Annotated in this window: 12 protein-coding genes; 4 read left to right on the plus strand and 8 right to left on the minus strand. The window is 62.6% G+C overall.

What is annotated here, in order from left to right:
- Positions 1 to 30 precede the first annotated feature (30 nt).
- The 7 genes from EY713_RS16405 to EY713_RS16435 all read right to left on the minus strand — a co-directional run bounded on the left by EY713_RS16405 (position 31) and on the right by EY713_RS16435 (position 10,516).
- Positions 31 to 1,521: a gamma-glutamylcyclotransferase family protein gene (locus EY713_RS16405; RefSeq protein ID WP_131116793.1), complete on the minus strand. Its 1,491-nt coding sequence runs from the start codon at positions 1,519 to 1,521 to the stop codon at positions 31 to 33.
- Positions 1,522 to 1,610: 89 nt separating this feature from the next.
- A complete protein-coding gene (gene qatD / locus EY713_RS16410) occupies positions 1,611 to 2,363 on the minus strand; it encodes a Qat anti-phage system TatD family nuclease QatD (protein ID WP_131116796.1) in 753 nt (250 codons plus the stop codon).
- 8 nt (positions 2,364 to 2,371) lie between these two features.
- Entirely contained in the window at positions 2,372 to 3,628 is a 1,257-nt protein-coding gene (gene qatC, locus EY713_RS16415) for a Qat anti-phage system QueC-like protein QatC (protein ID WP_425374370.1), read from the minus strand.
- Positions 3,629 to 3,717: 89 nt separating this feature from the next.
- Positions 3,718 to 4,602, minus strand: coding sequence for a Qat anti-phage system associated protein QatB (qatB, locus tag EY713_RS16420; RefSeq protein WP_131116801.1), 885 nt, complete (start codon positions 4,600 to 4,602; stop codon positions 3,718 to 3,720).
- Entirely contained in the window at positions 4,602 to 6,560 is a 1,959-nt protein-coding gene (gene qatA / locus EY713_RS16425) for a Qat anti-phage system ATPase QatA (RefSeq protein ID WP_131116804.1), read from the minus strand. Before qatA ends, qatB begins: the two co-directional genes overlap by 1 nt.
- A gap of 321 nt (positions 6,561 to 6,881) precedes the next feature.
- On the minus strand, positions 6,882 to 9,860 hold the full coding sequence (locus EY713_RS16430; protein WP_131116807.1) for a TrlF family AAA-like ATPase: 2,979 nt from the start codon (positions 9,858 to 9,860) through the stop codon (positions 6,882 to 6,884).
- On the minus strand, positions 9,854 to 10,516 hold the full coding sequence (locus EY713_RS16435; RefSeq protein ID WP_131116809.1) for a hypothetical protein: 663 nt from the start codon (positions 10,514 to 10,516) through the stop codon (positions 9,854 to 9,856). The genes EY713_RS16430 and EY713_RS16435 overlap by 7 nt, the downstream gene beginning before the upstream one ends.
- 96 nt (positions 10,517 to 10,612) lie before the next feature.
- Between EY713_RS16435 and EY713_RS16440 the strand changes: the two genes are divergently transcribed.
- Genes EY713_RS16440 through EY713_RS16455 form a run of 4 tightly spaced genes read left to right on the plus strand, consistent with a single transcriptional unit; the run spans position 10,613 to position 14,512 of the window.
- Positions 10,613 to 11,167: a hypothetical protein gene (locus EY713_RS16440; protein ID WP_131116812.1), complete on the plus strand. Its 555-nt coding sequence runs from the start codon at positions 10,613 to 10,615 to the stop codon at positions 11,165 to 11,167.
- A complete protein-coding gene (locus EY713_RS16445) occupies positions 11,167 to 11,775 on the plus strand; it encodes a hypothetical protein (RefSeq protein ID WP_131116815.1) in 609 nt (202 codons plus the stop codon). Before EY713_RS16440 ends, EY713_RS16445 begins: the two co-directional genes overlap by 1 nt.
- Entirely contained in the window at positions 11,772 to 13,088 is a 1,317-nt protein-coding gene (locus EY713_RS16450; RefSeq protein ID WP_131116818.1) for a hypothetical protein, read from the plus strand. The genes EY713_RS16445 and EY713_RS16450 overlap by 4 nt, the downstream gene beginning before the upstream one ends.
- Positions 13,089 to 13,117: 29 nt before the next feature.
- Complete coding sequence (locus tag EY713_RS16455) at positions 13,118 to 14,512, plus strand: hypothetical protein (protein WP_131116821.1); 1,395 nt, start codon at positions 13,118 to 13,120, stop codon at positions 14,510 to 14,512.
- A 53-nt stretch (positions 14,513 to 14,565) separates the two neighbouring features.
- Here the strand turns inward: EY713_RS16455 and EY713_RS16460 are convergent, their stop codons facing one another.
- Entirely contained in the window at positions 14,566 to 15,213 is a 648-nt protein-coding gene (locus EY713_RS16460; RefSeq protein ID WP_245572758.1) for a hypothetical protein, read from the minus strand.
- Positions 15,214 to 15,215: the final 2 nt, after the last annotated feature.

The raw sequence follows: 15,215 nt of genomic DNA on the forward strand, positions 1-15,215 counted from the left end.
GCGCTTAGCCGCATAGATTTTGATGTCGGGTTACCCGATCACGGTATGCGTCGCACGCTCCCTCACCGCCCGGGCGACGTCGGCATCCTCGACAGCCTCAACCTTTGCGACGGATTCATCAATGTAGTCCTGCGGAAGGCCGTGCTCCCGTCCGCCAGCCAAGACATGTTCCTTATACCAAATGTAGGGCTTGAGGCTTTCGTCGATTGCTTCACTCGAGGCGATATACGTCAGGACCTTTCGCCTACGCCCCTTATCATTGACGACCGTCACCATCGTGGCGTCATAACCCTTGCCGGCTCCCTCAGCGGCGTCGAGCTTTCGGCGCTCTGCGGGATCAAAACTGAATAGAACACCGATGACGGCTCTCTCATCGTCATCGGTCGCGAACGCATTGCACTTACCCGACCCGTCTTTGCTTCGCTTGTGAAAGCGCAGCTCATGGCCTGACAGTGTGGCAACTCCCAACGGCTTGGCGCTCGGCATACGTTCACGCAGCCGCGCAGTCGCCATGTTCGACCCGTAGGCGAAATACTCAGCCGGCTCCGGCGCACCCGTCTCGACGTCTTGCAAGGCTTCGACTGCCGGATCGCCGGGCTTGCGGATGGCGCGCAGGGGCACGGTCATGATGCTGTGGTCATGCGTCTCCTCGCCCTCCCGGGTTATGAGTGGCCGGCCATTCTCGGAATCGAGGATCGGAACCGGCCTACCGGCCCATCCACAGGCCGTGCATCTCGGTCGTTCCCAGAGAAGGCCCGGCGCCGCGGTGTTTTCACCCTGTTCGGGCGCCAGATCGGGCGAGCCGCAATCGGGACAGGCCTCCGGCACACCACGCAGCTCACGAAGGATCAGGGATGTGGCCATGCCGATCGCATGCTGAATCAACGTATGCGCCATGTCGGCGTCGAGCCATGTGGCCGACTTCGCATGTGTCAGCCAGTTGGAGAATGTCCAGGCGCTATCGAGCGCGCCCTTCAAGGCGCCGCGCCGTTCCCGATTGCTATTGCCGGGCACCACGGCGTTACAGATGATTTCCGACCACTCGCGGAAATTGGCGCGCTGCGGTGGTGTCTCCGTCCAGACTGCCGCGTCCTGGGCCACGCCGATCAATTCGAGCAAGGTCTCACGGCAACGAACCCCGACGGCCTGATAGTCCGCGAGATTGTGGGCCTGGGCAACCGCGTCGCCGGCCTCTTCCATTTTCTCAAACACCGGCCCGAACGGGAGAAGCCGCATGTCGTCCCGTTGCTGCTGCTCCGTGCGCGGGATGCGCAGGATCAGGCCGATGTGGAACGTGAGCGCCAGGTCCATGTTCGGAAACTGCTGCTGGGAGTAGAGGTTGGTGCCACCAGTGATGACCCACCATCGGTCCTTATTGGTGTGAATGTCCCACACGTCATGACGGGTGTTCAACACCGCTTCGGAGTACACCTTTTGCAGAAAGGTTACCTCTAGGTCGGGCGCTTGCCATTCAAAATATTCTCGAATGGACTCCATTTCCTCTTCGCTGGCCTTCAGCATCTCGCCTCCACTTTGAGGCTGCGCCCATCGGGCGACACACCAGCCCACAGCGACGCCCACCTAAAACATTAGATTTACCGTCCGAGCGCCTATCCTTGCTCCGCAAGTAGGCTTTTTAGATTCCGGGTGACCGTGGCAGCGATATCTGCCGGCGAGGTACCGTGCAGCCGTGCCAAGCCTTGCACAGCGACCCAAACATCGCTCGGCACCGCGGGACGGGCATCGATCCGTGTAAACGGTCCGTCTGTTTCCGTCAGAACGCGGTCCAGCGGGAGCGCCTTGGTGATCGCGGCGCGCTTTTCGTTCACAAGCATCTCAGCGTTCACCGAAAAATAGCAGCCGAGATCGACCGCTCTCTTGGCCTCCGCCGCGGTACCGGTGAACCAATGAAGCACGACGCGACCGTGAGGCGGCGGCATGTGTTGCTCGATCATATCAAGCACGGCCTTCGTCGCTCGGACGCTGTGCGTCGTGACGATCTTGTTGCCCGCCGCCGCGCAGAGCGTCAGCACGCGAGCAAAAACCTCCTTCTGTGTCTCGAACGATTTGTAGAATCGCGGGCCGGCGTCGAGCCCGACCTCGCCTACATAGCGGGTTCGCGGCAGCAATTCCTCCCATAACCCGATCTCATGGGCGCGGTCGGCGACCAGTTGAGGGTGCAGACCGAGAGCCGCTCGAACATGACGGGTGGCGGACGCCAGTTCGTGGTTCCGCGGCCAAGCCTTGGGCGTGGTGGTTACGGTAAGAGTGAACACGCCATCGCGCTCGCAACGCTCCACCGCGGCCGCGTGGTCGGGGTAGAGATCGAGGTGGCAATGAAAATCGACGAGACCCGATCGCATGGGGCCTCTTACGACGGTGCGGCGCGAACGCCAGTCAGCAAGCGCCCAACCTCCTCCAATCCGCGGCGATAGACATCGGCCAGATCATCGTGGCGGGAGGGATCATCAAAGAGCGGCCCCGGCTTGTGGATGAGGACCTTGGCGAGTTCCGGGCGCTTCGATAGCCGCGCGATCGCGATCTGGAAGGATCGGACCTGCTGACCTTCGGCCTGCTTGGTGTCCAATGTAGCAGCCTTCAGGTCGGGTACGCCGTAAACTGTCGAGTCCTTGCCTCGCAGAGAGGCCCGCCGAATGAGACACGGCAGGCAGTACCCGCAGTGCCCCTGGGGCTTCTTGGTCCAGCGCCCCTTCGTCGGTGACGAACATGATAGCGACAGCGGGGCGAGCTGCTTCAAGAGGGCCGGATTGGCGCATTGGGCGACCATCTCCCCCTTAGTCTTGTCCCAATAGGGATTCTCGACCTTCCCCGCGACGCCGAGCGCCTGGAGTAAATCGTTCCACCGGGCCATGTAGAAAGGATGCGTCGTCCGCGTGCTGAGCGCGCCGAGCCGGAGTCTATCAAGCGGCACATTGAGCGCGATTAAGCCGTTTTCCGGAACCTTGAGCACGAAGTCGCGGCCGAGCGCGGTGCCGGCAGCGACGCCCAGGGAGAAGAATAGGAACGAGCGGCCGCGCGTGGTGTCCTCCGATCCGACATCCTCGACCAGTCCGCTGTCGAAGCTCATCCACACGCGCAATCGATCGAAGGCGGATGATTTGTAAGCAGCTTTCAAACCGTCGAAGCACTGCTCCTGCGACTTGCTCACCAGCCCTTCGCCGGCATGGCTGACAAGGAGCGGCGTTTCGCCGGCATTCAGGCTGTCGATCGCGCCGATCAAACTGTCCAAACCACCGGAGAACAGGCTCACGCCACCGAACGGGGTGGGAATGAGGGTGGGCGCGGCAGGAGAGACCAGCTTCGCATAACCCTTAGTCCGTTTGCGGAAGCCTACATCCCACCTGTCGCCGGTCAGGAAATTCAAGGCGCGGAGCAAGATGGGTGCGGCGGCCGTCCATCGCGCCGGATCGCTCACGGGGATGACCAGCCGAATCTCGCGCGTCCAGGCGTCCTGCGATTCGGTCGAGCGAGAGATGCGGGTATCCGCAGCATGAACGTGGGCAGCGACCACCAGTATGTCTGCGCCGATCTCGCTCGGTGTCAGATGCAAAGCTTTAAGGTCGGCCAAGGCATGGGCGATCCCATGATCGAGGCGCTTGCCCGCCACCAACTGCAAGGTCGATGCGACCTCGTCGCGCGCCTTGGGGACGCGGGTCTTATCGTCCGGCCCGAAACGGCCGATGATGACATGGCGCCTCATTTCGCTGCCTCCCCATCGCCCATCGTCTGCAATACCTCGAAGGCGGATTGATAGACGTTGGTCACGAAGCTCATCACCGCATCAGGGGTTAGCGACTGGATGTTGACACCCGCGGCGTTGATCGCGTCGCTGACCCCACGCTGGATGAAATCACGCAGTTGCGCCTGAACCCTCTCGGCCGCGCGCGGGTCGGCAGGTAAAGTCACGACCTTAGTGCCGATGTCGTTGCAGATGCGCGCTTCGATCGCGTGTGTCGCATATAGTTCGAAGACGGTTTGGATTTGACCAGGTGTCAGCGCGTCGATGTCGGTAATGCCGGCGCCGGCGAGATCGGCGATAGTCTCGACGAAGGCGTCTCGCGCGATCCCCTCGTCGATCGACCCCCCTTCGGGGCAGATGTAATCGGCGAGCCCCGCGAATACCTCCTCAATCGGCCGCCCGGCGAGGCTTTCGAGGTTGAGCGTTCGCAGCGCCTCTCGAACGCCATTCGCGCTGGCGTCGTTGAGGAATCGGACAAGCCCGGCGCCCGCACCCCGCGATGAACCCATCCGTTGCGCAGCCTGGCGCGAACCGCCCGCCGATTTGGACACATATTGCGAGACAGCACGGCCGAGGCTCCGACGGTCGCTTCCGCCCGAACTTGCGAAGCGCGTGAAATTGTTTCTGGCCGATGTGAAGCGATCCGACGCTCCTGCTGGCGCGGTCGGCCGGGGTGCCGGCGCGGGAGGAACCGCAGGCGGCGATCCATCAGGCGGCGTGGATTGTGTTCCGTCGCCATCGCCCGCGCCCGCGCCGGCCCCGCCGTCGCCATCACCCTGCAACCAACTCGGGATGAGCGGCGTGCCGCCGCCTGCACCTCCATATGCGTTCGAGGTGCCCATCAGCGACCACCCTTCCGCGTGCGAAGAGCGGCGCTCGCCGTCGGCTTCAAGAAGGCCGAACCGGCGGTGGACCACCTTTGGAGTAGCTTCTCGAAGCGCGCGACGGCGTCGGAATCCTTGATGATCCCCTCCCAACCCGACGCTGGCCACGGCCCGCATCGATCGGCCGGCAAGGCTTCGAGCAGGTCGAGGAGGTTGGCCTGCAGCGTCGGATGCGCGCGAACCAGCACGGCGAGTCCATCGACGCCCGGCGGCACGGTATCGAAGGCGTCCCCGCCCATAACACGGCCCCGCAGCTCCTCGAAGACCTGCGCGGCTTCGGCCGGAACGAGCTGCTTGAGTTCACCCTCGAACGCCTGGACAGCGAGCTTCGGGCCGAGCAGCTTTTCGACTACCGCGGCGAGTCGTCCGAGGACGGAGGCCGCTCCGAAATAGTCCTTCCGATCCTTAGTCACGAACAGATAGGGGCGCAGATCGACTTCAGCCAAGGCCGGTGACAGCCGCGCCCAGGCCCGTATCGCGTCGGCCGCCTTCCACTCCGTCAGGATGGCGCTGTCATTGGAGCCCGGCACGGCGGTCGGCTTGGCGTCATCCATAGAACTGACCTTCGACCCGGCTCGCTTCGCCTTGGAAGCTGGCTTCTCCTCCGATGCGGCGGCTTCGAGCGCCGCCAAATCTACGCAGCGGCCGTCCGGGTCGCGGGCGGCGGCGCTAGCGATCTGGTCGAACAATCTTGAGAGGAACCGTTCCGCCAGCATCAGCTTCGCCAGGACGGGCAGCTTCACCTCATCTCCGAAACCGCGTGCGAGCGCGGTCTGATGGCGTAGCAGCAGGGTGTTCAGGAAGCGTTTGATCTGCCGCGGATTGCCCTGAGTCCCGCTGGCCAAGATCGGACCAATCTGGTCGCTCAAGGTGAGCGCGTTCTGGACTTGGCCGGCCTTGTCGCCCAAGGCGGTCTTGACCGTCTGCGCGTCGAGCCCGGCGGTCTTCCAAGGCCGTTTGAGCAATTCACGCGCGACGGTGATGAGCGCCGAGTAAGCAGGATCGTCCTCGCCCAGCTCGGCGCCGATGAGCAACAGGGTGACGTAGATGCGGGTTTCGGTCTCGCCCAAAGCCGGGATCCGGAATGGGATCTGGATCAGCTTTTCGAGATAGTTGCGCGCATAGTCGCGCGGGCCGGTCGTGTCCGGCAGCTCCGGGAAATGCTTCCGCACGGAATATTCGATCATCGCTTCATCGGCCGCGACGATGAACGCGGTGCGGGCGGTGAAGACGAACAGCCGGACGGCTTCGAGCGTTTCGATCGCGGTGTCCGGCAGGCAGCGGTCGAGATCGTCGATGAGGACGATCAGTTGTTTGATGCCCGCCTGCTTGAGCAGGTCGTCAAAAGCCTTTCGGAACGCCTCGATCTCTTCCGGTACATTTTTCGACTCTCCCGGTTTCAGCAGGCCCTGCACACCGTCGATAGCTTTGTCGTAGTTCTCCTTCGTGGCGAGTTTCGAGGGATCGGAGAAGATGCCCTTCAGCGTACCGACCACCGCGCCTACCTGGTCAGCTGTGGGGATGCCTGTGAACGCGGTAAACGCGAGACCGCCCCCGTGTCGCGCGATCTTTAGCCAGTCGATTCGCCGGAAGATGTCTTTGACGGCTATGCCCGCCTTGGTGAGCAACGGCCGTTTTTCGATAAGGCCAGTGACGATGCCCTCGATCAGCGCGATCTTGGCGTCTTCGAATCCTTGAAAGCGCCATCCGTTGAATTTGATGCAGAGCACGTCCTCATCAGAACTAAGGCCGTTCTCAATCATCTCCAAGATGCTGGATTTGCCCGCGCCCCAGTCGCCGTGAACGCCGATCGTCACGGCGCGCTCGGGCTTTTCGCGCAGCAGCTCGATGATGGTTTTGGCGATCGCCTCATTGTTGAGGAGATCGACCTTTGTCTCATTGTCAGTGAGAATCATCCTGCCCCGACTCCTCCCTGCGACTCGCGGCTGTTATTTCACCAGAGCTACGTGCAACACTGGCGCAACCACCGGAAATTCGCCATAAGTTCTTGTTAATCTTTCGTGATCTCCACCCCACGAAGCGTCTTTGAATATTGCCGTAACTGATCCAAAGGGCGGGCACTTGCGGCCGATTATTTAGTACTTGAGATCTCCGCTGTGGCATTACCTGGAAACATGCCGCGACGCGATCTTCGCCACCTGTCGTCTCGGGTCCGGAACAAAGACGTTGCCAACGTAATTGCCGCACTACGGCCACATGTGGCGCTGAACGCAAGCTCATCGCTCGAGCCTCACTCGCAGTCTTCGGGCCCGCTCGCGGAAAGCGGCCTCGCCGCCCTCCAAGATGTCACACACCGCCTTGCGGATTTCCGCGCTCTCAAGACCGCCCGACACATAGGTGATCGGCGGAAGGCCGCCCGAAGGATGCGGGCCCGCCGATGCGACGATGATCTGGTCAGCATCTGTGTTGATGACGAGGTTGGCGTTGTGCGTGACCATGATCACCTGGCGCTTCGCCTTGGCCGCGATGAACAGCGCCACCAGTTCGTCGAATACCGACTTGGGATCGAGATTCTCTTCGGGTTGATCGATGATCAACGGGCGATCATCTGAATCATCCAGAGCAAGATAGAGCAGCAGCAGCACGATGCCCCGCGTGCCGGGCGAAAGCTTTCGGATGTCGACTCCATCATAGGAGATTTCATATCGGACGCTGATGTGCCCGGTCCCGAAGAGCCAATGCGCGAACTGCTTCGACCACGCCCGAAATTCCACCTGCTGCGTCGGCGCATATGGCGCATGGGACAGCAGTTCCCTTAGATAGCGCCCCATGAACGCCGTCATCGCCGCTTGAACCTGAGCCGCCGTGCCGGTCTCCCATGCCGATTTAAGTGCGTCTGTGGCGGCCGTAATCAGGGAGCCGCGGCCGTAGAAGGGACCGGCCTTGCGTCTGTCGAGGAGATCTTCCTCCGCGATCGAACCCCAGGCTTGGACGTCTGCGATTCGGCGAACCGAGAAGCTGAGCTTGTTAAGCGTGCCCGACGACGACGCGAGCCGTGCCAACAGCGGCGCGTAGAGGCCGGCAAGCGCGTTCTGCTCATTGATTATCGCCTCGAAGACCCGGCCGTAGGCCTCATCCCGCTCAGCCTGAAGATCCTTCCGACGCGCGGCGGCGCCTTGCGCATCGGTCAGCCGGGTCTCGAGGGTCTGAAGCGCGGAATTCTCCTGCGCGATGCGGTTGGTCAGCGCCGTATATTGATCGCGAACCAGCTTGTCGGCGCTGAACAGCGCTTCGAGGCGGGTCATTTCCGCCACGATCGGCGCGAGCGCTAGCACCGCGAGGTCTGCACCGTCGGCAATCAGCGCGACGTTCGGATCGCCGGGCGGCGGCGGAACGCCGTTGAGCTTGCGCGCCTCGCCATCGGACCATGCGATGTAGGCCGTCAGGCTCTTATCGACGTCTCCCTTGTAGATCAGTAGGAAATCGTCCCACTGCTGGGCACTCATGCCGCTATTGCCATGTCGCGCCTGGGCCTGACGGAGCATCTCCGGTGCGCCGGTGGCGCGCGTGCTCCGAACTTCGCCCTGGAGGGCAACGAAGGTCCGGCGCTGGTTTCCGTAGGCCTGGATCTTGTTCCGAAGGCTCTGAGCCGCCTCGCTGAGTTGGGTGTGGCGAGCCACCTGCGCTTCCGTCCCCTTGACGACCAGCTTGGCGCGATCGGCAGTGTAGTCCGCAATCAGCTTCTTCTTTTGTGCCACCTGCGTAGTCAGCGGGGCGACCAGGCTTTCCTTTTCGAACTCCGACGCGATGCGATCAGATATGTCCGAGATCGCCTCGGCTTCACGCTCGCGCGCCTGCTGGAATTGTGCGGTCTGCTGCTCTCGGAGCTCCGCAAAATCGATCGCCCATTCGCGATCGTCTTGCGAATGCGACTCGAAGATCACCCGCTCGATCTCATCGACGAGACCGTCCGAAACGCCCTTCGCCGAGCAAAGCTCTTCGACGAACTGCTGAGATAGATAGCGGGCACGCGGGAACGACATGTGGCCGTTGGCGTCGCGTCCGTCGAGTGATCGCGTAACCGTCGCACCGCCGCCCCAAGTGAGCGTCGCTTTTGCGTTGCCGATCAGCCCGCGCGCCCGGGCTAGGAATGATGGGCTGATGTTCTCGTCGGCTTCCCAGCCGGAAGGCGAGATTGCGTCGCAGCCCGCTGCGATCATGTCGGCCAGGGCCGTCTTGCCCGAGCCACGCGCGCCGATGATGGCGACGAGACCATGATTGAGGGGGACGTCGGGCGTGGTGGCCCAATCCGCATTGCCGATCTGGACGTGCGAGATGACCTGCGACGGCATGGCCGAACGCGGCGGCTGCTCACCGACATAGGCGCGACCGTCGGGATCGATGCACGCTTGCCGTAGCGCATCGAATTCGAGGCCGCCCTTGATCCACGAGAAGCGATTTCCGAATGGCGATGCCACGTCGTCGAGCCTGTGCGCGTCGCTTCCGTGCAGACAGGGCTTCAGCCCGCCATAACGCACGCGGATCTCGTCGGGCCCGAGGTCTTTCTGACCCAACCAGAACTCACGCTGCGCCGGACTGCCCGCGAAGATCACATGCGCAAAGCCCTCGATCTCGCGCCGGATAGTTTGGTCGGCAGCTTCGCGAACGCCCGACGTTCCGTCTGTGGCGCCGCCGGCGACCGCAATCAAGATGTTCTTCTTCGCCCAGGCGCTCTCCGAAAACACCTCGCGCAGCCTCTGGAAATTCACCTTGAACTGGTTTGCGCCGTAGGCGAGCGCGGCGCGATCGTCGATGATGTCCGGATCGGCCTTCTTACCGAGGCGGATCAGGTCGGCACGGGTGCAGTCGAACCGATCCTGCATGACGTTGAACTGCAAGCGCGACAGCAGGCGCTGCAGCTCCTCAACATGGTTCGGGTCTTCAGGGCTCACGAAGAGGTGGAGATTGACGAAGCCGCCCTTGGCCGTCGCCACATCCAGCCGCAGCTCGACATTCGGGAAGACCAGCGCGGCTCTGGGCAAGCGGCCCAGCGCCTTGTGGCGGAGCACTTCCTCGTAGGTGTCCGTCACATAATAGTCGGTCACCGCGATCCCCTCGATCACCGGCGTCGCCTTCTCAAGAGCGGCCAAATAATCGTGCCACGCCGTCGGGCCGCTGAACTGATTGTTCATGGCGGTGCCGGGCGCGTGAATGTGCGGCTCCCATCGCCGCCACTCGGAACCCCTGTTTAACATTTCCCCGCTGCCCCTCGCTTCTTATCGTGGGTTTGTCCCCCAGGTTCGGCGCCGTCCAGCCCAGGCGCGACATCAACGACCTCTCCACGGCTGCCAACCAGGGCAATCGCAATCCCTGCCAGGGCGCAGCGCGGGGCAAGGCGCTCGGCAAGCCGGACCGTGGCGTCGGTCTTCGGGACGACAGCGACCTGCCGGCCCGGCGATGGCGTCGCCATCAGCATGCCGACCGTCTCGCACAGCCCTTTGTAGAGCCGCGATACCTGGCCCGAATGCCGCGTGTTGATGATGCCACCCTTGCACTCGGCCGAGATGACCTGGCCACCAGCCTCCGCCACGACATCCCCAAGGCCCGATTTGGGATTGATCGTGATCGTCTGACCATCCGCGTTTCGATAGACGCCGCCATACGAAGTGGTCCCAAGCGTCGACACCATCGAGAAGCCGCGGCGCGACAGCCAACCGGCGAAGTCGAACTGCTTTCCGTGCTCGCCGTCGGGATGCACGCGGACATCACGCGCGCCCTCTGTGCGCAGCAGATGCATGGCATAGGCAACCATCACCGCGCCCTCGTAGAGGTGGTGCTCATGTTCGCCGTCCGCCTTTCCAACGCGGTTCGGCGGCGGCGCAAGCGCCGTCACAAGGTCGTCAAAGTCCACGTTGGCCTCCCCGTCGCGACGACGCGCGAGCCGTCGTCATCGCCATTGACAGTCCCTTATAACCGGCCATATTTGCCCGGTAAAGGAGGCCCAGTCATGATTGCCTATAATCCAGATAAGTTTGGGTCGCTCTATAAGACCGACCTGGGCCAGCGCCTCTGGGGGTTTCTGACCGAAGAGCCGAATATCGCGCGGCTGGAAACGGCCTCGCAGCTCGGCAAGCCGGCCGTTGAAGGGATTGAAGAGCACCTTCTGGACGCGTTTCGCGAGGACGTGCTGGCCGACCGCGTCAAGCAGATGGTCGGCCATATGGTTCGCCAGATTTTAGAACAGCGCGATTGGGTCCTCGACCAGACCGATGTGAAGGTCCAGTCCGTGCCATTCAGCAAGGCGGCCCGCTACCGGCGGGCCGACTGGATTACATTTCACGCGTTTCGCAATACCAGCGACCCGCGCGACGTCGTCATCACAGATCGCCGCCAGAACGCGCCGCTGCCCGCCGACGCCCGTTGGACCTACTACGCGACCTTCGCGAGCCCGTTGAAGGCGTCAGTGGCGTTTGGCGTGCGTGACATTCGGCAGCTTCGTCAGCATGTGCATGCGCACGGCTATCAGCGCATGCGCATCGAGCGGATCTTGCGACGTGCCTAATGCCGATGCCCGATCACCCGCACATCGCGCTCAGCGACCGCGAAGAGCCCGTGCTGCTCGCCTGGCCGACGCAAGGCAATGCTGGCGGCTTCATTCAGTTCGAGAAGGCGGCGGACTGGCGCGCCTTCGTTGAGAGCCTCGGCATCGATCCGCGTATCCCCGAGATCGTGCGCGCCAAGTTTGCCCGTGCGCAGACGCTCTATCTGCTGGGCTGGGCGGATTTCAGCGTCATCAAGGCTGGCGAGCTCGCCGCCCTGATCGCACTGGAGCTGGCGCTGATGGATCGCTATGGCGGCCGCCTCTCGAAGAACAAGCGAAGCTTCGCGGCGTTCCTGAAACACATGGTCGAGGTCGACGGTCTCACCGACGCGCAGATTCCCATGGTCGTGCGCTGTGGAGGAACGGCATTAGGTCAGTTGACCGGCGACACACGTCCGACCCTTGCCGAGCGTCGAAACGCTCTGGCCCACGGCGATCCGTTCGATGGACTGCCAACGGGCGGTCTCCTTGAACTGGCCCGCGACCTCATCAATTTCGCCTACCGCCACTACATCGCGGAGGCCGCGGGCCTCGGCCTACATCCAACCACGACAGGACGAGCCCAATGACGGCGAGTACGTCGCTCATTGCCGCCATGAGCGCGGTCTGGCGACTTCCCCGGCCGGGCCCGGACAACCTTCTGGCCTCACCGCCCTTCGTCGCGCTGAGCGAGCTGTGCCTCGCGGAGTACGGCGGTGGCAAACCGGTATTCGCTTTGAGCACTGCCCTCCGCTCACTGGGGCTGCCGTGTCATCTCCCTGCCAACAAGGCACCATTGAGCCTCGATCCCGAAAGCGCCGCGAATGCGCTAGACGACGCATATCGGCGCAGGACGACGCTGCGCCGCCATCTATGCCCGCTCGACCTGGCGGACGAGATGCCTATGTTGAGCTTCGGCAATGCCCGCGTCGCGGACTTCACCGCGGATGATCTGGCGCGGCTGTTCAACGCCCCGCGCCTCGCCCGCAACTTTCACAATGAGTCGCTCGATCCTAAGCGCTTGGCGCAGTTCCGATGGCTGGTTGTGGAGGAAGAAATCGCGCTCGACCCGCGCCCTGAAGCACGCGCCGCCCCGTTCATGTACATGACACTCGATCGGGATTTCGGCGAGATCGATCCCCATCTCGGTCGCTTTCCGCCGGCGGTCGAACGAGCGCTGTTCTTTCTCCTGCTGGCGCCATGGGAACGGTGGTCCACGATGCAGGAGGTCGACTGGCGAGGCTTTCGCTTGCCTTGGATTTACACGGCCGACGACGACCTCTTCATTCGCCCGTCTCCACCCCCGAGCGCGGATAGCCTCACCCTTGAGCCATGGATCGTCCAGGATCAGTGGGGAGACGACATCGAACTCGAACGTCCGACCGTCTTACGACTCGATGACGACGCGGCGTCGGGTCTGGCGCTCTTCACCGATGATGCTTGGAAAGAGCTCGAGGGGGCACGGGCAACGGACCTGTTCGAGACGCCTATCGCGCATTTTCTTGTCCGGGCCTTCCTCGCCGATGGCATGGACGAGGTCATGGCGCACATGACGGCCATCGAAGCTGCCGTCGGCCTCGAGATGGACCACAAGAAATGGCTTCGGCCGAAACCTGACCCGCACAAGGCGGTTTCGTCAGCCACGGATCGCGTTGCGGCACGCGTCGCGGCTGTCTTGAACGACGCCACAAGCGTGCAGGCCTACAAGGAACTCTTCGACCTGCGCAGCGCCTTCGTTCACGGCCGCACTGGGCTCCAGAAGATGTCGACCAAGCAGCGCGTCATGGCGCGCAGCCTGGCGCGCGGAGTAGCCCGCGGCCTGGTCGACCTGGCGCTCAAGGGGCTGCGGCCGCGTGCAGACGTACTGAGCGACCTCCTCACGCGAGGCGCACCCTACTTGTAGGCCCTCAGGGCAGAATGGTCCGACCGCGAATGGCTGCCGAAACAGAGTCTCTCCTGATCAAGCCCATCAGCGTGCGGCAGTTCGAGCTGTACGCCCTGTCGCTCGACCGTGGCCCGAACTTCGACCCCGCAAGCATTTGCGCCGCATATCAAGTCGGCCGCGGCGGTGCCTGTGGCGGGATTCTCCTCGACCAGGAGACCGGGACCTTCAGCACGGTCGCTTTGCGACGCCGGGTCGATCATTGTTGGACCGGCGTCGCAAAAAGCGGTCCGTTCCCGGCGCCCGAACAGGCCCTCGACGCGCTCAGCATCGGCATGCGCGGCGGTGATCCGCCTGAACCGCTCGCACCTGGGGTCCGCCGAAGGCCTTTGTTGATCGAGGTCGGGCCGCGTGGAAGCTCCCCGGAGTTTGACTTGCTCATCAAGTCCATGAGTCATCTGCCGGCGCTGATGGCGGTGGGAGAGTGCTATCTCGCCCTGCCGCGGCCAGATCGGAACTTCATCCCCGATTTGCAGACCAACAACTTCGCGTCGCGGCTCTTCGAGCTTTACCTGCTGGCCTGCTTTCGTGAGCAAGGCCTGCAGGTCCGCCAAGATCACGTCTCGCCCGATTTTCAAATCGAGAAGGACGGCATGACATGTTGGGTGGAAGCGGTGACCGCGAACTCCGAAACCCCGCGCGCTGGCGGCATCGGAGATTGGGTTCATGCGCCTACGGATCGAACGGAGCGGCTCACCGGCGCCCCGGCTGAACGCTTCGCCAAAACGCTGCGAGGAAAGTTGCAGCGGGAATATCACGACCTGTCGCACGTGCAGGGGCATCCGTTTGCCATCGCCATCGCGGATTTTCACAGCTCCGGCTCCATGGTGTGGAGCCGGGAGGCACTGCCGACCTATCTCTACGGTGTTCGCGCCGATGTCGAAGATGACGGCACGAAGCGACGCGCGGTCGGGACGGCGATATTTAATCTCACGGGCAAGAACGCGATCCCGGCCGGACTGTTTCGAGACCCGGACTTCGCGCATTTGTCCGCCGTTCTCTTCAGCAACGCCGGCACCTTGGCAAAATTCAACCGTATGGGCTTTTTGGCCGGATGGCGTCCGCCCGGCCTGTCGATGATCCGTCGGGGCATCTTGTTCGATCGGACGCCGGGCGCGTTGGAACCGATCGACTTCGAGCTAGAAGTGGGAAGCCAAGAGTACGACGCACTATGGCCATGGGGCGAAGCCTGGTGCCAGGAACTCGAGGTCTTTCACAACCCGCTCGCCTCCCATCCCATTCCGTTCGACCTGATCCCTGGCGCGACGCATTGGTTCGAGCGCGGCGGCGAAGTGGAATGCAGCACGATTTGGGCGAACTCGGTGATTTCATCGGTCACCCAGCTTCGAGCGCCAAAAGGCTATTATCCCGCGGCAGAAGCATAGGCGCGCGAGAAACGCTGCGAAGCGAAGCGTTGGGGCGCAAACTCCGTCGTTGCCTAAGCTTGTTCGCCCTTTCGCGTGATGAATCTAAATTCTGTTTGCCCAGCTTTGGCCGCCAATTCGAACCATTTCTCACGGTAGTCCGGCAGCTCTGCTCGACTTACAGCAATAGTGGAGAGCGCCGAACAATAGGCGATCCCGGCATGGACTGTTTCGCCGACATAATTGAGAAAGCGCGTCAGATCAGCTGGGTAAGCAAGGTCGGTGTCACTCTCGAAAACCTTGTGTCGCTCGCCATCGACGAAGGTGTTAATCGCGGTTTCCAGAACCGCGTAGCTCAAAAACGCATCCGCCCCTGCGTCTTGCATGGCGAGCACCGCGTTCAGCTCAGGACGCCATTCGATCGCTTTCCGGCAAAGCGCCGGATTAACGTGGCCGACGGCAATGTTTCGCATGTACTTCGCGAATTCGAACCCCCGCCGATGTGTTGAGATGATCTCATTTAGCTCCGGTTGATCCTTGTAGAGTCCGCGGCTTATCCCCTCCAGGTCGGCGACATTCGCGCACGAAACGAGCAATTGCTTTAATAGGACCAAACGGATGGCGTGATCTTCCGGCCCGGCTTCCAGCGCCTTATCCGCAGCAACGAGATCGCCATGTGCGAGCCGCGCCGAAATCGCAATCTGGATGAAGTCCAAATCCATTC

Origin of the sequence: Lichenihabitans psoromatis, from assembly GCF_004323635.1 — a bacterium.
In the GTDB taxonomy this organism is placed as follows: domain Bacteria; phylum Pseudomonadota; class Alphaproteobacteria; order Rhizobiales; family Beijerinckiaceae; genus Lichenihabitans; species Lichenihabitans psoromatis.